General features: G+C 62.5%; 22 protein-coding genes. 13 read left to right on the top strand and 9 right to left on the bottom strand.

From position 1 onward, the window contains the following. Positions 1 to 33: 33 nt before the first annotated feature. The 4 genes from AC0L3L_RS12245 to AC0L3L_RS12230 are packed head-to-tail and all read right to left on the bottom strand — an operon-like array spanning position 34 to position 3,111. Positions 34 to 372, bottom strand: a complete 339-nt coding sequence (locus AC0L3L_RS12245) for an XdhC family protein (protein ID WP_065008152.1) — start codon at positions 370 to 372, stop codon at positions 34 to 36. 28 nt (positions 373 to 400) lie between these two features. Next, positions 401 to 1,651, bottom strand: coding sequence for a vWA domain-containing protein (locus AC0L3L_RS12240; protein WP_473637730.1), 1,251 nt, complete (start codon positions 1,649 to 1,651; stop codon positions 401 to 403). Positions 1,652 to 1,654: 3 nt separating this feature from the next. Further along, positions 1,655 to 2,584 carry an AAA family ATPase gene (locus tag AC0L3L_RS12235; RefSeq protein ID WP_123149974.1) on the bottom strand — a complete coding sequence of 310 codons (930 nt, stop codon included), beginning with the start codon at positions 2,582 to 2,584 and terminating at the stop codon, positions 1,655 to 1,657. A gap of 32 nt (positions 2,585 to 2,616) precedes the next feature. Beyond that, positions 2,617 to 3,111 carry a flavin reductase gene (locus AC0L3L_RS12230; RefSeq protein WP_123150093.1) on the bottom strand — a complete coding sequence of 165 codons (495 nt, stop codon included), beginning with the start codon at positions 3,109 to 3,111 and terminating at the stop codon, positions 2,617 to 2,619. Positions 3,112 to 3,302: 191 nt separating this feature from the next. On the opposite strand from AC0L3L_RS12230, the gene AC0L3L_RS12225 reads away from it, so the two are divergent. After that, positions 3,303 to 4,376, top strand: a complete 1,074-nt coding sequence (locus AC0L3L_RS12225) for a branched-chain amino acid ABC transporter substrate-binding protein (RefSeq protein ID WP_473528255.1) — start codon at positions 3,303 to 3,305, stop codon at positions 4,374 to 4,376. Further along, positions 4,376 to 5,395 (top strand): P1 family peptidase, encoded by a 1,020-nt coding sequence (locus AC0L3L_RS12220; RefSeq protein WP_473528275.1) that lies wholly within the window; start codon positions 4,376 to 4,378, stop codon positions 5,393 to 5,395. Before AC0L3L_RS12225 ends, AC0L3L_RS12220 begins: the two co-directional genes overlap by 1 nt. A 47-nt stretch (positions 5,396 to 5,442) precedes the next feature. Here the strand turns inward: AC0L3L_RS12220 and AC0L3L_RS12215 are convergent, their stop codons facing one another. Beyond that, a complete protein-coding gene (locus tag AC0L3L_RS12215) occupies positions 5,443 to 5,697 on the bottom strand; it encodes a DUF2171 domain-containing protein (RefSeq protein ID WP_473528256.1) in 255 nt (84 codons plus the stop codon). Positions 5,698 to 5,839: 142 nt separating this feature from the next. Here AC0L3L_RS12215 and AC0L3L_RS12210 point away from each other — a divergent pair, with 142 nt between their 5' ends. The 4 genes from AC0L3L_RS12210 to AC0L3L_RS12195 all read left to right on the top strand — a co-directional run bounded on the left by AC0L3L_RS12210 (position 5,840) and on the right by AC0L3L_RS12195 (position 9,014). Further along, on the top strand, positions 5,840 to 6,565 hold the full coding sequence (locus tag AC0L3L_RS12210) for a DUF2259 domain-containing protein (RefSeq protein WP_473637729.1): 726 nt from the start codon (positions 5,840 to 5,842) through the stop codon (positions 6,563 to 6,565). Between the two features lie 97 nt (positions 6,566 to 6,662). Further along, positions 6,663 to 6,932, top strand: coding sequence for a hypothetical protein (locus AC0L3L_RS12205; protein ID WP_473637728.1), 270 nt, complete (start codon positions 6,663 to 6,665; stop codon positions 6,930 to 6,932). 202 nt (positions 6,933 to 7,134) lie between these two features. Further along, positions 7,135 to 8,442, top strand: coding sequence for an adenylosuccinate lyase (gene purB, locus AC0L3L_RS12200; protein ID WP_473637727.1), 1,308 nt, complete (start codon positions 7,135 to 7,137; stop codon positions 8,440 to 8,442). Beyond that, positions 8,442 to 9,014, top strand: a complete 573-nt coding sequence (locus AC0L3L_RS12195; RefSeq protein WP_473637726.1) for an RBBP9/YdeN family alpha/beta hydrolase — start codon at positions 8,442 to 8,444, stop codon at positions 9,012 to 9,014. The genes purB and AC0L3L_RS12195 overlap by 1 nt, the downstream gene beginning before the upstream one ends. Before the next feature lie 16 nt (positions 9,015 to 9,030). Here AC0L3L_RS12195 and AC0L3L_RS12190 read toward each other — a convergent pair whose 3' ends face one another. After that, a complete protein-coding gene (locus AC0L3L_RS12190; protein ID WP_473637725.1) occupies positions 9,031 to 9,843 on the bottom strand; it encodes a VOC family protein in 813 nt (270 codons plus the stop codon). A gap of 299 nt (positions 9,844 to 10,142) precedes the next feature. Between AC0L3L_RS12190 and AC0L3L_RS12185 the strand changes: the two genes are divergently transcribed. After that, entirely contained in the window at positions 10,143 to 10,691 is a 549-nt protein-coding gene (locus AC0L3L_RS12185; RefSeq protein ID WP_473637724.1) for an RBBP9/YdeN family alpha/beta hydrolase, read from the top strand. A gap of 94 nt (positions 10,692 to 10,785) precedes the next feature. On the opposite strand, the gene AC0L3L_RS12180 is transcribed toward AC0L3L_RS12185, so the two are convergent. Then, positions 10,786 to 11,559 carry an HpcH/HpaI aldolase family protein gene (locus tag AC0L3L_RS12180; protein ID WP_473528263.1) on the bottom strand — a complete coding sequence of 258 codons (774 nt, stop codon included), beginning with the start codon at positions 11,557 to 11,559 and terminating at the stop codon, positions 10,786 to 10,788. A gap of 209 nt (positions 11,560 to 11,768) precedes the next feature. After that, positions 11,769 to 12,089, bottom strand: coding sequence for a DUF1476 domain-containing protein (locus AC0L3L_RS12175; RefSeq protein ID WP_027154189.1), 321 nt, complete (start codon positions 12,087 to 12,089; stop codon positions 11,769 to 11,771). Between the two features lie 277 nt (positions 12,090 to 12,366). Between AC0L3L_RS12175 and purC the strand changes: the two genes are divergently transcribed. From purC to AC0L3L_RS12150, 5 genes are read left to right on the top strand one after another with little or no spacing between them, the layout of a single operon-like run. Further along, positions 12,367 to 13,161, top strand: coding sequence for a phosphoribosylaminoimidazolesuccinocarboxamide synthase (gene purC, locus AC0L3L_RS12170; RefSeq protein WP_023674725.1), 795 nt, complete (start codon positions 12,367 to 12,369; stop codon positions 13,159 to 13,161). A gap of 41 nt (positions 13,162 to 13,202) precedes the next feature. Then, entirely contained in the window at positions 13,203 to 13,445 is a 243-nt protein-coding gene (gene purS / locus AC0L3L_RS12165) for a phosphoribosylformylglycinamidine synthase subunit PurS (RefSeq protein WP_023798246.1), read from the top strand. Positions 13,446 to 13,463: 18 nt separating this feature from the next. Further along, a complete protein-coding gene (locus AC0L3L_RS12160; protein ID WP_473637722.1) occupies positions 13,464 to 13,670 on the top strand; it encodes a hypothetical protein in 207 nt (68 codons plus the stop codon). Between the two features lie 43 nt (positions 13,671 to 13,713). Then, positions 13,714 to 14,382, top strand: a complete 669-nt coding sequence (gene purQ, locus AC0L3L_RS12155; RefSeq protein ID WP_352934825.1) for a phosphoribosylformylglycinamidine synthase subunit PurQ — start codon at positions 13,714 to 13,716, stop codon at positions 14,380 to 14,382. A gap of 51 nt (positions 14,383 to 14,433) precedes the next feature. Next, a complete protein-coding gene (locus tag AC0L3L_RS12150) occupies positions 14,434 to 14,844 on the top strand; it encodes a hypothetical protein (RefSeq protein WP_473487918.1) in 411 nt (136 codons plus the stop codon). 91 nt (positions 14,845 to 14,935) lie between these two features. On the opposite strand, the gene AC0L3L_RS12145 is transcribed toward AC0L3L_RS12150, so the two are convergent. Continuing rightward, complete coding sequence (locus AC0L3L_RS12145; protein ID WP_473637721.1) at positions 14,936 to 15,169, bottom strand: DUF1127 domain-containing protein; 234 nt, start codon at positions 15,167 to 15,169, stop codon at positions 14,936 to 14,938. Positions 15,170 to 15,261: 92 nt separating this feature from the next. On the opposite strand from AC0L3L_RS12145, the gene AC0L3L_RS12140 reads away from it, so the two are divergent. Beyond that, positions 15,262 to 16,674: an aminotransferase-like domain-containing protein gene (locus AC0L3L_RS12140; RefSeq protein ID WP_473637720.1), complete on the top strand. Its 1,413-nt coding sequence runs from the start codon at positions 15,262 to 15,264 to the stop codon at positions 16,672 to 16,674. The last annotated feature ends 80 nt before the right edge of the window (positions 16,675 to 16,754 follow it).

The following is a 16,754-nucleotide window of genomic DNA, read 5'->3' as shown; positions in this document are numbered from 1 at the left end:
GCTGACGCGGACCTTTGGTTCGGGATCATGCTTCTAACCCAACCGCTCGACATAGACTTTGATGCGGCCTCCGCAGGACAGGCCGACCTGCCAGGCGGTTTCGTCGGCGACGCCGAACTCCAGCATCTTTGCTTTGCCGCTGTCGATGACATCGATCGCCTCGGTGACCACCGCGCCTTCGACGCAGCCACCCGAGACGGAGCCGTGGAAATTGCCTTCCGCGTCGATGACAAGGTGGCTGCCGACCGGGCGCGGCGCCGAGCCCCAGGTCTCGACCACGGTAGCAATGGCAACATCCTTGCCGTCTTTCATCCAGCCTTCCGCAATGATCAGCGGATCGCGCGCCTCATCAAGATAAATGCTGTTTTCCATCACCGTTTCTCCCGGAGGAAACATATGGCTATGCGGCGCTTCTCGCGCCACCCTCAATCCATCTGCGTGGGTCGACGGAGCGCGCCGAATTCTTGTCCAGCGACGCGCACAGATCGGCGAGCGCGTCGAGATTGTGCACCGAGCGGAATTCGTCAACATGCGGCAGCATCGCCTTGACGCCGCGGGCGCGCGCCTCGAAGCCGTCGAAGCGCAGCAGCGGGTTCAGCCAGATCAGCCTCCGGCTGGATTTGTGCAGGCGTTCCATTTCCTCCGACAGGCCGGCAACGTCGTCACGCTCCAGCCCGTCGGTGATCAGGAGAACCACGGCGCCCTGCCCCAGCACACGCCGCGACCACAACCGGTTGAATTCGGCCAGCGTATCGCCGATACGGGTGCCGCCCGACCAGTCCATCACCGCCGCCGAACAATCGGCGAGTGCCGCGTCAGGATCGCGATGGCGCATCTGCCGCGTCAGATTTGTCAGCCTGGTGCCGAAGACGAAGGCGTGCACGCGCCGGCGCTTTTCCGTCAGCGCATGCAGGAAATGCAGGAAAATGCGCGTGTACTGGCTCATCGAACCGGAAATATCGGCAAGCACGACCAGCGGCGGGTGAACCTCGCGCGGCGACCGGAATTTCGGCAGGATCAGTTCGCCGCCTGTCCGCGCGGCCGAGCGCATCATGGCGCGCGGATCGATACGTCGGCCATGCGCGTTGGATTTGAAACGCCGTGTCCTGACCATGTCGAAGGGCAGCCGCAACTCGGCGATCGCCTTCTTGGCGTCAGTCATCTCGGCGGCGTTCATCTGGGCAAAATCCTTGCCCCTCAGCACCTCGTTCCCGGAAAACGTGAAGCGAGCGTCGACCTCGATCTCGGGGATTTCCTGCACCGGCTGGTTCTTTTGGTGGCCCTCGAACATTGCCTGGCTGACGCGGGTTTCCGCAGCCCGCGGCTTTTGCTTCTCACGACTGTTCGGCGCAACTGGCGAAAACATCGCCAGCATCTTTTCGATCAGCTCGTGCGATTTCCAGAACAGCCGGAAAGTCTCGTCGAAGGTAGGGTGATCCTCGTGCCGCGACACCAGTACGGCGTGCAGCGTCCAGTAGAAATCGTCGCGAGAGCCGATACCGGCGGCCAGCACCGCCTCGATCGCATCTTTTACCGAGGCCGGGCCGACCCGCATGCCGGCCTTGCGTAGGGTGCGGGCGAAATAGACGATGTTATCGGCGATCCTCCCATCGGGCGTGGCCTCTTTCGGTTCGGGACGCGGCGTTGCCATCGCCTACTCCGCCGCCGAAAGCTCGGCCTTCACCTCGTTGAGGATGCGCCGGCCTTCGCCCTGTTCTATACGGGCAATGTCGTCCTGGTATTTCAACAGCACGCCGATCGTGTCGGAAACGGTTTCCGGATCGAGCGCCACCTTGTCGAGTTCGGTCAGCGCGCCTGCCCAGTCGATGGTCTCGGCAACCCCCGGCACCTTGAACAGCTCGATCTGGCGCAGCTTCTGAATGAACGAAACCACCTCTGCCGACAGCCGGCTGTTGGCCTGCGGTACTTTTCTGCGCACTATCTCCAGCTCGCGCTCGGCATTCGGGTAGTCGACCCAGTGATAGAGGCAGCGGCGCTTCAGCGCGTCATGGATCTCGCGGGTGCGGTTGGTGGTGATGATGACGATCGGCGGTTCCTGCGCCTTGATCGTGCCGAGTTCGGGCACCGTCACCTGGAAGTCGGAGAGAATTTCGAGCAGGAATGCCTCGAAGGCCTCGTCGGTGCGGTCGAGCTCGTCGATCAGAAAGACCGGGGCGGCGCCCGCCTTGCCGGTCAGTGCGTCGAGCACCGGGCGGCGGATCAGGTATTTTTCGGAAAAGACGTTGCGCTCCATGTCGGAGCGGTCGACCTTGCCGGCCGCCTCTTCCATGCGGATCTCGATCATCTGCGCGGCGTAGTTCCACTCGTAGACGGCGGACGAGACGTCGAGGCCTTCATAGCATTGCAGGCGGATCAGCCGGCGGCCGAGCGCTTGCGCCAGCACCTTGGCGATCTCGGTCTTGCCGACGCCGGCCTCGCCCTCAAGGAACAGCGGCCGCTTCATGCGCAGCGATAAGAACAGCACGGTCGCCAGTGACCGATCCGCCATATAGTCCGCACCGGTCAGCAGATCGAGAGTCTCGTCGATCGTCGGCGGCGCCGGGCGTGGTTTCAACTCGGTCATTCTCTCTCCGTGGGTGCAGCCATCCAGGGCCTCTACAGAGCGTGATAGCCGCGGTCGTGATAGATCAGCGGCCGCAAATTATCGCCGGTGCGCAGGCCTGTCACCTTGCCAAAAAGCACACGGTGGGTGGCCAGATCCTTGGTGTCGATCAGTTCGCAGTCGAACACTGCGAGCGCGCCCTTCAGCGTCGGCGCACCGGTCGAGATCACGTCCCAATCGCCCAACGCGAAACGTTCCTCGACGGGCAGACCTGTGAGGCCGGAAAAGCCGACCGACAGCGCCTCCTGGTCCGAAGCCAGCGTGTTCAAGGCGAACCTGCCATTCTTCACGAACGGCTCATTCTTGGGATTTTCGCAATTGAGGCAGACCAGGATGGTCGGCGGCGTGTCCGAGACCGAACAGGCTGCAATGACAGTCGCACCGCGCCTGCCGGCGGGACCGTCGGTGGTAACCACATGGACGTGGCCGGCAAAATGGCTCATCGCGTCGCGATAGGCCTGCGGCCCTATGTCGTTCTTCTTCAGCACCGGCGATTTCCATTGGTTTGAAGCGAGGTGAACCGAACCGCTATATATGGCGGCATATTGCATGCCACAAGCGAAGTGGTTGACATGCATCTTGAATTTCGCGTGTTGCGTGAAAGCTGACCAGCCTTTAGGTCTTGGCAGGAAGTGGCCCCGGCAAACAGGCGACCGGGGCAGAGGAATTCTTCGCTCGCATGCGACCCAGGACAACGACAATAGCGGTGCTGGCCTGGCTGTCTCTCGCTGGTGATGCGAACGCTGAGACGCTGCTGGTCGGCGTCGCAGCACCACTGTCCGGGCCGTCGGCGATCCTCGGCAAGCAGATCGAGGCGGGCGCTGGCCTGGCGGCAGCGGCGAACGGCGCTCAACTCAAGGTTGTCGACGACGCCTGCACGGCCGATGGCGGGGCTGCCGCGGCGAGGGAATTCGCTGCGGCGAAAGTCGGCGTGGTCGTCGGCTTCCTCTGCACCGAGGCGATCGAGGCGGCACTGCCGATCCTGAAGGACGCCAACATACCGGTCATCACCGTCGGCGTGCGCACCGAAAGCCTGACCGACCGGCGCGCCAAGACCGGCTGGCCGATCTTTCGTCTCGGGCCGCGCGGCGACGACGAGCGCAACGCAGTCGCCTCCATCCTCACCCGCCAATGGCAGAACGAACTGTTCGCCGTCGTCGACGACGGCACCATCTACGGCCGCGAAATCGCCGAGACGCTTCGGGCGGCAGCCGAGCAGGCGGCGCTGAAACCGGTGTTCGTCGACACATTCCGGCCGCAGCTCGACAACCAGATCGGGCTGATCGGGCGGCTGAGGAAAGCCGGCGCAACGCATGTCTTCGCCGGCGGCGACGGCGACGACATCGCCATCATGGGTCGCGACGCCGGCCAGCTCGATGCCGGAATCACCTTTGCCGGCGGCGAAGCGCTGCGCACACCGCCCGGCGACGTGGCTTATGCCAGGGGCACGCTGATGATCGCGCCGCCCGAATGGGATGATGTCGCCGCCTCCAAGGTGCTCGACAGCTTTGCCGCGCACAAGATCGTGCCGGACGGCTACACGCTGCCGGCCTTTGCGGCGGTCGAGATCGCCGAAGCGGCGACGGCGCTGGCGGAAACCTCCGGCAAGCCATTGGCCGATGCGCTTACCGCGCATGACTTCAGCTCCGCGATCGGGCCTATCCGCTTTGACGGCAAGGGCGACTTGACCGAGAACCTCTATCGGGTCTTCCGTTTCGACGGCGCGCATTTCGTGCCGGCGGAGGCCAAATGATGTTTCGGACAGGGCCGCGCAATCTCATCACCGATGTCGCCGGCCTGCGCGTCGGCAACGCTTCCGACGTGAGGCTGAAGTCCGGGGTGACCACCATCGTCTGCGACGAACCGGCGGTGGCCGGTGTCCAGATCCTGGGCGGTGCGCCGGGCACCCGCGAGACCGACCTGCTCGAGCCGCACAATTCGATCGAGGCGATCCATGCTGTGGTGCTTTCGGGCGGTTCGGCCTTCGGTCTCGACGCCGCCGCGGGCGTACAGGCGGCACTGCGTGAAAGGGGCATCGGTGTCGAGGTCGGCGGCTTTCGCGTGCCGATCGTGCCGGCGGCGATCTTGTTCGACCTGCGCAATGGCGGCGACAAGGACTGGGGTCGCTATCCGCCCTATCGCGATCTCGGCTATGAGGCGGCACAGGCAGTCGGCATCGATTTTCCGCTCGGCACTGTCGGCGCGGGCAGTGGTGCGTTGAGTTCCGGCCTGAAGGGCGGCCTCGGATCGGCCTCGACGGTGCTCGACAGCGGCGTCACCATCGGCGCGCTCGCCGCCGTCAATCCGACCGGCTCGGTGACGATCGCCCAAACACGCCACTTCTGGGCAGCGCCCTTCGAGATCGGCGACGAGTTCGGCGGGCTTGGCTATCCCTCGCCTATGCCGGAGGACGCGAAAACGATCCTGCTGAAGTTTCGCGACAAGCATATCGGGAAACGGGCGAAGGTCGGCGGCAACACGACCATCGCCATCATCGCCACGGACGCTGTCCTCACCAAGGCCGCCGCCAAACGCCTGGCGATATCAGCGCATGACGGCTTCGTGCGCGCCATTTGGCCGACACACACGCCGGCCGACGGGGATCTGGTTTTCGCGCTGGCGACCGGCAAGAGCGGCATCGAGCTCGCGCCCAATGACGCCATCGACCTCTACGCAGCGGCAGGCGCCACCATGGCGCGCGCCATCAGCCGCGGCGTCTTTGCCGCGACGCCAGCCGATGGCGACCTGTTTCCGGTCTGGTCGTCGCGCTGAATGCGCGCTGCCGTAATCAAAAAGGGGGTCGTCATTATTGGCCGTGATCAGGTGGGGTCGGATTTCTCTTCCTCGAATGTGACCGCAACATCCGATTTTGCCGACAGCCGCACTTTCTGGCCCTCGACTTCGGCTACGAGGCTGAGCGGAATGAAGTGGTGATGCCCCCTGTGAGCGCCCTCGCCGCTGTCGCGCTTGGTCAGCTTGATTCGTTGTCCCTCAACTTTGTCGACGGTGCCGACATGGACGCCGTCGGCGCCGATCACTTCCATATGTTCGCGAATGCTGGCTGCATCGGTCATTGTGGGTTCTCCATTTGAAGCTGCCAACATAAACAAATGACAGCGCGATTGGATGCATTGGGCCTGCGTCTCAGAGGGCACGACGTTTTGACCATGTCGTGATAGTGGTCGAAACAACGCTGACTGCTCAAACGGAAATCCGATGCGAATTCTTGCCCTGTTTGCCGTTTCCCTCCTTGCCCAGTTTGCAATCTCGCTCGCCGCGCATGCCGGCGACGTCGCCGAGCTTGAAATCCTCGGCTTCACTGGAGATGGCGGCATCTTCGCCTTCGAGGAATATGGGGTCCAGGACGGGTCGGGATTCCCCTATGCCAATCGCTATTACATCGACACGGCCGACGACAGTTTTCTCAAGGGCACGCCGATCAGGGTGCGGCTTGACAACGAGAACGCAACCCTCGACGCGGCGCGCCTTGCAGCTCGGCAGAAAGGCGAAGCTATCATCAAGCAGGCGGAATTGACCGCGAATCGCGGCATCACCGCCGGCTCCAACCCGGTGACCGAGCTTTCGGCCGATCCGTTCCGCATGGTGGTCAACCCGCGGCCGATCTTTTCGCCGGTCGATGATCCGCTCGAGTTGCGGCTCGACGAGATCGGTATGAACGACACGGAAGCCTGCCAGAGCCTCGGCGAGATCAACGGCTTTCGCTTGCTGCGAATCGAGGCGAAAGACGGCGGCAAGACTGAGCTCCTGCACCAAGACAAGTCGATCCCTAAGAGCAGAGGCTGCCCGAACGGCTATCGGATCGGCGCGGTGCAGACATTTTCCATGCAGGGCCTCAGCGCCTATGCCGTGCTGATCGCGGTGCGCCAGTACGGCTTCGAAGGGCCGGACTATCGCTGGATCGCGGTAACCGGCCGGCTGTGACGCCGCTCCACGCCATACACAACCGACTGGATCGTATCGGCAAGGCGTTGCCATCGCGCGCGCCGCGGTTTGCGGCGCCCTGCTATGGGCCGCAGCGATGGGCGCCAGCGCGCTTGCCAATCTGCTGTTGGACGACTGGGAGACTCCGGCAAAGGTCCGCTTCGTCTCGTTGCTCTATGCGGCCGGGGGTGCGCTCGCTTTTCCGGTGGGCCTGTTCCTGGCGCGGCTCGTCTCGCTCGGACGGCATTGGCAAGTTGCCTTGGTGGCCGCGTTTGTCTGCCTTCTTGCCATTACGATCGGCTTCACCGGTGGCTCTTTGCGCTGCAATACCGTTCCTACTATGCCCAGTGGCATGAACCCGCACTGACCATCGCCTGGTCCATCCAGTTCGTGCACACCGTGGCGACGGCGTTCTATCAATTCATCGTTCTGGGCATCCGGCTTTATTTTCCCCTCGGTTTCATCGCGCTGGCTCTCGCCAGCATCTGGTTTGCGCGGCAGCAGCGTTGAGGATTTTGTCCGGCTCTGTTAGGACGCGGGCGAACGCACTCGCAAGTCAGGACTGACGGATGATCCCTCGCTACTCCCGGCCGGAAATGGTGGCCATCTGGTCGCCCGACACCCGGTTCCGCATCTGGTTCGAGATCGAGGCCTACGCTTGCGACGCGCTGGCCGAGCTCGGCGTGATCCCCAAGGAGGCCGCCAAAACTATCTGGGAAAAGGGCGGGGCCGCGAAGTTCGACGTCGATGCCATCGACGAGATCGAGCGTGTCACCAAGCACGACGTCATCGCCTTCCTCACCCATCTCAGCGAATTCGTCGGGCCGGATGCCCGCTTCATCCATCAGGGCATGACCTCCTCGGACGTTCTCGACACCTGCTTTGCCGTGCAGCTCACCCGCGCCAGCGACATCCTTCTGGCCGACGTCGACGGCCTGCTTGCGGCACTCAAGCGCCGCGCTTTCGAACACAAGGACACAATCACCATCGGCCGCAGCCACGGCATCCATGCCGAGCCGACCACCTTCGGCGTCAAGCTGGCGCAGGCCTATGCCGAATTCTCGCGCTGCCGCGAACGGCTGGTGCACGCGCGTGAGGATATTGCGACGTGCGCCATATCAGGTGCTGTCGGCACCTTCGCCAACATCGATCCCTATGTCGAAGAGCATGTGGCGACGAAACTCGGATTGAAGCCGGAGCCGGTGTCGACGCAGGTGATCCCGCGCGACCGCCACGCGATGTTCTTCGCGACACTCGGTGTCATCGCATCGTCGATCGAACGGCTGGCGATCGAGATCCGCCATCTGCAGCGCACCGAGGTGCTGGAGGCGGAAGAGTATTTTTCGCCCGGACAGAAAGGCTCGTCGGCGATGCCGCACAAGCGCAACCCGGTGCTTACCGAAAACCTCACGGGGCTTGCGCGCATGGTGCGTTCCTTCGCGCTACCGGCGATGGAGAACGTGGCGCTCTGGCACGAGCGCGATATCTCGCATTCGTCGGTCGAGCGCATGATCGGCCCGGATGCGACCGTGACGCTCGATTTTGCGCTGTCGCGGCTGACCAGTGTCATCGACAGATTGCTCGTCTATCCCGACAACATGCTGAAGAACATGAACAAGTTCCGCGGCCTCGTGCATTCGCAGCGCGTGCTGCTGGCGCTGACCCAGGCCGGTGTCAGCCGTGAGGACGCCTACCGGCTGGTGCAGAGAAACGCCATGAAAGTGTGGGAGCAAGGCGCTGATTTCCTTGAGGAACTTTTGGCTGACAAAGAGGTAACCGCAGCCTTGCCCGAAGCCGAGATTCGTGAAAAATTCGACCTCGGCTATCATACCAAGCATGTCGACACGATCTTCAAGCGTGTGTTCGGGGAAGCGTGATGATTTCCGCGCCTGGAGAATTCGATTTTCTCGCCCTGCCAGGACGCGGCAATTCCGGGCCGGATCATTGGATGTCGCATTGGTGCCGGGCGTTCTCCAATTCGAGCCGCGTGCTGCAGGCCGAATGGGACAGGCCGACCCCTGAGGACTGGATTGGCCGGGTGGACGCAGCGATTGCCGCGGCACCTCGGCGCGTGGTGCTGCTTGCGCACTCACTGGCGGTGGCGACGGCGGTGAAGTGGGCGGCCAGCGCCAGCGAAAGCCAGCTCAACAAGGTGGCGGGCGCGTTGCTGGTTGCCGCAACCAATGTCGAAGACCCTGATCCTTCCTTCGACCAGGTTCGCCCTTTTGCGCCGATGCCGCTGAAACGCTTGCCGTTTCCGACCCTGGTGGTGGCCAGCCGTACCGATCCGCGCGTCACCTTCGACCAGGCGACCGCCTTCGCCGCCGCCTGGGGCGCGGACCTCGCCGACGCCGGCGATCTCGGCCATATGGGCAACGAAACCCGCCTCGGCCTTTGGCCGGCGGGCCTGCTCATGCTCGGCCGCTTGTTGGAAAAGGCCCGGCTCTAACAGGCTTCCAGAACGCTCAAGCCTTGCCGGGAACGGTCCTGATCACCGTTCCCCACGGATCCTCGCGGGTGCTTGCCTCACTCACATTATCGGAACGCATTTCGACCCAGGCCAGACCGGACCGGGAAGGATCGCGACGGCCGGCGCCGGCACTCTGCCACGAATTGGCGCCGATGTGGTGGTGGTAGCCGCCTGACGACAGGAATACCGCCGCGCTACCATATTTCGCCACCGTGTCGAAGCCGAACTCCTGGTGCCACCAGGCCTCGGCGTCTTCCGGGCGACCGACGCGCAGATGGACGTGGCCGATGATGCTGTTGTCCGGCATGCCATGCCAGCCGGCATCGCCGGCCGGCACGTCGGCGACTACCGACGAAATATTCAGCCGTTCGGTCGCCATCGCTATCTTGTCGCCATTCCACTTCCAGTCCTCATGGCGGCGGTCGGCATAGATCTCTATGCCGTTGCCTTCAGGATCGGTCAGGTAAAGTGCCTCGCTGACCAGATGGTCCGATGCGCCTTCGATGCCGATCTTGTTGGCAATGGCATGGTTGATCCAGCGCCCGAGATCGGTCCGGCTGGGCAGCAGGAAGGCTGTGTGGAAGAGGCCGGCGCTGCGCGGATCGTCGGGCTTCGCCGCTGTATCCGCCTCGATGTCGAGCAAGGGACGATTGGCGGCGCCCAGCGTGATCGTGCCGCCGGCGCGGCTCAGTTCCCGCAGACCGACGACGTTGCGATAGTAAGCGGCCAGGCTTTCGGCATTCCGCGCGTGCAACCCGACGCGGGCAACGCTGACCGGGGTCGTGGCGGCAAAAGGCAGTTCGCTCATCAAAGTCTCCGTTTGGGCGGCCTTCGACGAGATCCCCAAAGCCAGGAGCCCGGCGCCACCTACCATTGTTCGTCGTGTTAGTTCCAGGTTCTCATTTACTCGGCTTTTGCTTTTCCCGATGACAGATCGTCGATCGCGATCGTTCACACAAGACGGCAAGAAGCGAACATGGTGTTCACTATTTGGGAGTATCGCACCGATCAGACCTGTTTTGCGCATGATCTTGTCCAAAAACAGCTTCACACTTTTTGGGATCATGCGCGGTTGCACGAAACCGTGTCCCTCGCTACATGCGCGCCATGAAAGTCAGGGATGCAGACATTCTCATCGTGCCGGGCTACACCAATTCCGGCCCCGACCATTGGCAGAGCCGCTGGCAATCGAAATTGTCGACGGCGCGCCGTGTCGAGCAGGCGGAATGGTCGAAGCCGGTGCGCGAAGACTGGACGGCGAGCGTGGCGAAGGCGGTCAACGAGGCCGAACGGCCGGTCGTTATCGTCGCGCATTCGCTCGGCGTCGCCGCCGTAGTACAGGCAATGCCGCAGTTCCAGCGTCCGATCGCCGGAGCCTTCTTCGTGGCGCCGCCCGACGTCGCCAATCCCAAGATAAAACCCAGGCACCTGATGACCTTCGGTCCCTACCCGCGCGAGCCGCTGGCATTTCCCTCGGTGGTGATCGCCAGCCGCAACGATCCGTTCTGCATGTTCGATGTGGCCGAGGACATTGCCGGCGCCTGGGGCTCGCTGTTCATCGATGCCGGCGATGCTGGCCATCTCAATGCGGATTCCGGCTTCGGCCCATGGCCCGAAGGATCGATGACTTTTGCCAAGTTCCTGACGGGCCTTTAGTGCATGTCGCCCAAAAGTGCGCAGCGGTTTTGGGACAACGACATGCATGAAACAAAGACTTTAAGCGCGTTGCATCCCTTCAATGCGACGCGCTTTAGGGGCCGATCGAGTCCCTCACGCTCTTCAGCAGGGTCTTTGCCCCCAGACCGATCAGCGCATGCTCGGAACCCATCGCGAGCAGCCGATAGCCCATCGACACCACACGGCCGGCGATGGCCGGCTCGATGACGTAGATTGCGGCATGCTTGCCGGCCTTGCGTGTCCGCTCGGCGATCGAGGCAACAGTTTCCATCATGCTTTCGAGCGTCGAGTTGACGGCGGCGCCGTTCGACCAGGCAATCGAGAAATCCGATGGGCCAAGGAAGATGCCATCGATACCCGGCGTGTCGAGGATGCCGTCGAGCGCATCGAGGGCGGCGCGCGTTTCGACCATGGCGAAGGCCATGGTGCGCTCGTTGCTGTCGCGCAGCCAGTCGGCATAGTCGCCCTTGCCATGACGCGGAAAGGCATAGGTCGGGCCCCAGGAGCGCTCGCCGAGTGGCGGGTACTTCATGGCGGCGGCAAACAGCCGCGCGTCCGCCACCGAATTCACCATCGGCGCAATCACCGCCTCGGCGCCGAAATCGAGCGCGCGGCTGGCCATGTCGAAACGGCCGACCGGAATGCGCACCAGCGCCGGTTTGTTGGCGGCCAGCACCGGCCCAAGGCCGCGCAGCACGCTGTCCTCGTGATGTCCGCCATGCTGCATGTCGAGCGTGACGGCATCGAAACCCTGTCTGGCAAGAATCTCGACCGTCAGGGCATCAGGCACGCCAGACCATGCGGTGCACAACGTTTCATCGGCCGCAAGGCGTGACTTCAGGGACATGGGCGCCTTCCTTATTCGCTCGCATCGGCCCAAAAAATCGGAAAGCCCGATGCGAGGACTCAAAGTTTTAGAGCGTACTTTGTGCGTCCGAATGGATGCATGTCGCTCTAATGCAGTTCAGCCGGAAACGACCGCAAAGGCAAAGAAAAACCGCCTGGAGAGACCAGGCGGTCGATTGGTCCAGTGAGTCAATTGGCTCAGAGCAAGGATCAGGTGTTCTTGATCTGCTCGATTGCCTGCGCCATCAGATCGTCCATGGTGCGGCGAATCTGATGGTCCGACTGGGCGACCCCGGCTTCGTCGAAATCCTTGCGGATCTTGCGGAAAACGTCGTGATCGCCGGCTTCCTCGATGTCGGCGAGGACGACCTGGCTGGCATAGGCTTCGGCGTCGGCCCCGGCCTTGCCGAGCTTTTCGGCGGCCCACAGGCCGAGCGCCTTGTTGCGGCGGGCCGCTGCCTTGAACCGGAGTTCCTCGTCGATTACGAACTTGCGCTCGAAGCCCTCCTCGCGATCTTTCATGCTGCTCATGGCATCCCTCCGGTCAAATCCGATTCGTTGGCAGTCGAAATATGTGTATTGCCGCAGCACAAACCAAAAGCCCGCGGGCCGGTCAATATGGTATGTCACTTGCTGCGCTGCGGCATTTCATTCCGGAAAGCGGTGATTGAAAGGATTTGCCGATTGAGCAAACAGTGTGATTGGGATAGACACCGGCATTGAACCCCTACCGTTGCCGCACTAATTTAGGCAAACGGACAGGAACTGGTCGCATGCCGCCTGCCCGGAAATCCAGAGAAAAGATCAGATGAAAAATCGCCGCCGCATTTATGAAGGCAAGGCCAAGATCCTCTATGAGGGACCTGAGCCGGGAACACTGATCCAATTCTTCAAGGACGACGCGACCGCTTTTAACAAAAAGAAGCACGAAATCGTCGATGGCAAAGGCGTGCTCAACAACCGCATTTCCGAGCACATCTTCAACCATCTCAACCGGATGGGCATTCCGACCCATTTCATCCGCCGGCTCAACATGCGCGAGCAGCTGATCAAGGAAGTCGAGATCATCCCGCTCGAGGTGGTGGTGCGTAACGTGGCTGCCGGTTCGCTGGCCAAGCGTCTCGGCATCGAGGAAGGCACCGTGCTGCCGCGCTCGATCATCGAATTCTATTACAAGGCCGACGCGCTCGACGACCCGATGGTGTCTGAAGAGCACATCACCGCTTTCGGCTGGGCGAGCCCGCAGGAGATCGACGACGTCATGGCGCTGGCCATCCGCGTCAACGACTTCCTTTCAGGCCTGTTCATGGGCGTCGGCATCCAGCTCGTCGACTTCAAGATCGAATGCGGCCGGCTGTTCGAAGGCGACATGATGCGCATCGTCGTTGCCGACGAGATCTCGCCGGACTCCTGCCGTCTGTGGGACGTGGCGACGCAGGACAAGCTCGACAAGGATCGTTTCCGCCGCGACATGGGTGGTCTCGTCGAAGCCTATCAGGAAGTCGCCCGCCGCCTTGGCATCATGAACGAGAACGAGCCGCCGCGCCCCGCCGGGCCGGTGCTCGTCGCCTCGACCGATGGCGTTAAAGGCAAGCCGCACTGAGTTTTTTGCCGCGCAATACTTCGAACAGGAGCATGTCCAGCGTGATCAAGGCCCGCATTACCGTAACCCTCAAGAACGGCGTGCTCGACCCGCAAGGCAAGGCGATCGAACATGCGCTGTCCGGAATGGGCTTTGACGGCGTCGGCCAGGTGCGGCAGGGCAAGGTCTTCGACGTCGAGCTTGCGGAGAGCGACAAGGCCAAGGCGGAGGCCGATCTCAAAGCCATGTGCGACAAGCTTCTGGCGAACACGGTGATTGAGAACTATAGTGTGGCCATTACCTGAGGTTGTGCCGGAGGGCAGATGGCCGAGCTTGATGGAAGCTTGATATTTGAAGTCCTCAGGTCCATTCAGTCGCGGCTGGACAGGATGGATTTGACGCTCGGGGAGGTAAGGTCCGAACTCGGCTCCATCCGCGGCCACCTCATTGCCACCGAGGGTGACGTGAAGAACATCTACTGCGTGCTGGCTCGCGAGGACGAGTGCCTGGAACATATTGAACGCGCTTAGACCTGCGCGAACTTGCCGAAGCCCAGAGGCCTTACGAACCAAAATGAAATCAGCCGTCGTCCTCCTGCCAGGCCTCAACCGTGACCGCGACATGATCGCGGCGCTGACCAAGATTTCGGGAACGCCACCGGTCACCGTCTGGCAGACCGACACCGAAATCCCCGACGTCGACCTGATCACCATTCCCGGCGGCTTTTCCTTCGGCGACTATCTGCGCTGCGGCGCCATTGCCGCGCGCATGCCGGTGATGCGGGCGGTCGCCGAAAAGGCGGCCAAGGGTGTCATGGTCATCGGCGTCTGCAACGGCTTCCAAATCCTGGTCGAGGCCGGGCTGCTGCCGGGCGCCTTGATGCGCAACACATCGCTGAAATTCGTCTGCCGGCAAGTCAAGCTGCAGATCGCCAACGCGAACACGATGTTCACCCGCCGCTATCAGCCGGGCCAGATCATCCGCTCGCCGGTGGCGCATCACGACGGCAATTACTTTGCCGACGCCGAGACGCTTCGCAGGCTCGAAGGCGAAGGCCAGGTCGTGTTCCGCTATGCGGAAGGCACCAATCCCAACGGCTCGATAAACGACATTGCCGGCATCATCAACGGCCAGGGCAATGTGCTCGGCCTGATGCCGCATCCCGAGAACCTGATCGAAGCGGCGCATGGCGGCAGCGACGGCCGGGCACTGTTCGAAAGTGCCCTCGGCATCGCCGCTTGATATCTTCGGCGCTCATCCCTTTTCCGAACTCGAAATAGGCGCCGCCTGACCATGAGACAGACGATTGCCCGCCTCGCTCTCGTCGCCACCGTCGGCCTTGTGCTCGCCTCCTGCCAATCGAAGCCGAAGAACGCGCCGGCGGCTTCGGGTAAGAGCGCGGCACTGCTTGCCATGGAACAGGTGGCGATCGCCGCCCACAAATGCTGGATCGCCAGCAAGGATCCCGCCTTCAAGCCCTATCAGATGGCCAATGAGCTGAATTCATTCACCGGCACACCGCGCTTCCTGCTGGTCCCAGCCAAGCACTATGGCGGAAAGCCGTTGCTGGTCGTGCAGGCGCAAGGCAATTCACGCCGCGTCGACGTCTACGGTCCGCTGATGAACGAGCCGCTCGGTGAACGCATCGGTTCGGACATCGCGCGCTGGCAAACAGGCAATCCGGCCTGCGGTGCGGCTGCGTAGCGTCACGGCCCGCTTGCTGCAGATCGCCAGCCTGGTGGGCCTGCCGATATACCACGCCGCTATTCGAGACGGGGGCACGCGAGACGCATTCTCAGTCCCAGAACGGCCTCAGACCCTCACGATGGGCATCGGCGCGCGAGATGCCGATGTCCTTGAGCTGATCGTCGGTCATTTCCAGCAAGACCAGACGGCTGCGCCTGCGATCCAGCAGGCTGCCGATCCGGTTTGCGAGTGACTGGACCGTGCGCACCAGGCGGCGGATGTAGCCTTGCCGGCCTCCGGGCAATCCAGCTCTCGTGTAACGGATTGTATCTATTGCAGCCATTTTCTTGCCACCAGAATTCGAGATTGTACCTTTTTATTGCGAAATCGATATGTATTGACTCTCAATTCGGTGCAATATAGAAAATTGTCACCATGACAAATTGGCTTCCCGACCTTAAGTCCGGCTCCGGGCCCCTGTATCAACGGCTTGCAGATTCCATTGAAACGGACATCGACCGCGGCGTGATCGATGCGGGGGCAAAACTGCCGCCGCAGCGCGATCTGGCATACGACATCGGCACGACCGTCGGCACGGTTGGCCGGGCCTACCAATTGCTGCGCGAGCGGGGGCTGGTGAGCGGCGAAGTCGGACGCGGAACCTATGTCCTGGGCCGGCATGACACCAAAACCGATCTGTTGGCGCCCGATCCGCAGGTGGAAGGCACGCGCTCTATCGATGCGCCTCTCGGCAAGCTGCGCTTCGACAGCACGGCCGCGCCTGATATTGGCCAGGGCGACATTGTCGCCGATGTGCTCTCGCGTGCGGCGCAGGACCATCCGTATGAGATTTCAAGCTATACGCGGGATTTTCCCGACCGCTGGTCCGAGGCCGGCTGCAACTGGCTGTCGCGGAATTCGTTTCGCCCAAGCTCTGCTGGGATCGTTCCGACGCTCGGCACCCATGCCGCGGTTATGGCGGCGATTGCCGCACTGACCTCACCTGGCGACTATGTCGTCTTCGAGCACCTCACCTACTCGCAGATTTCACGCAGCGCCGGCCTGATCGGCCGCCGGACCGCGCTGGTGGCGTCCGACGAGGAAGGCATCGATCCAGACGATTTCGAGCGCGTCTGCGCGCAAAAACACCCGAAAATGCTGTTCCTGATGCCGACGGCCAAGAACCCCACACTGGTGACGCTGTCGGCAACGCGGCGCGAGGCCATCGCGCGCGTCGCGCGCGAATACAATGTCGTCCTGATCGAGGACGATCTCTATGGCGATCTGACCGACGACCCGACGCCGCTCTTGGCCGAATATGCCCCCGAACGGACCATCGTTGCCGGCGGCCTGTCGAAATCCGTCGCGGCTGGTGTTCGCGGCGGCTGGCTCGCCTGTCCGCCGGCCTATCGCCACCGGATCCGGGTCGCTCACAAGATGCTGACGGGCGGCCTCCCGTTCCTGCTGGCGGAAGTGTGTAGCCGGCTGGTGCTGTCCGGCCAGGCCAGCGAGATGCGCAAGCGCAGCATCGTCGAGATCAATGCGCGCATTGCGATCGTGCGCGAGACGCTGGCCGGGTTCGACTTCAAGGCCGTGGACAATGTGCCCTTTGTCTGGCTCACCCTGCCTGATCCATGGCTTTCCGGCACGTTCAAGAATGCCTGTCTCGAACATGGCGTGCTTATCGATGATGAGGACGAGTTCAAGGCGGGCCGTTCCGAGCAGGTTTTCCACGGCGTGCGTTTCGGCGTTTCACAGCCGAGTCGGCGAGAGGACATCGCGGGCGGCGTCGGCGCGATCAGGCGGCTTCTGGACGAAGGCCGTGCCGGTTACGACAGTTTCTCCTGAGCCGCTTGAAACCTGCGGATCGAGTAGCGATCTTTCGCTGGTTGCTGCACCCTTTCCATCGTTTTTCGTCGCTTGGTGGG

It is taken from the genome of Mesorhizobium sp. WSM4849 (genome assembly GCF_055811385.1).
This window is presented reverse-complemented; position numbering and strand designations above follow the sequence as displayed.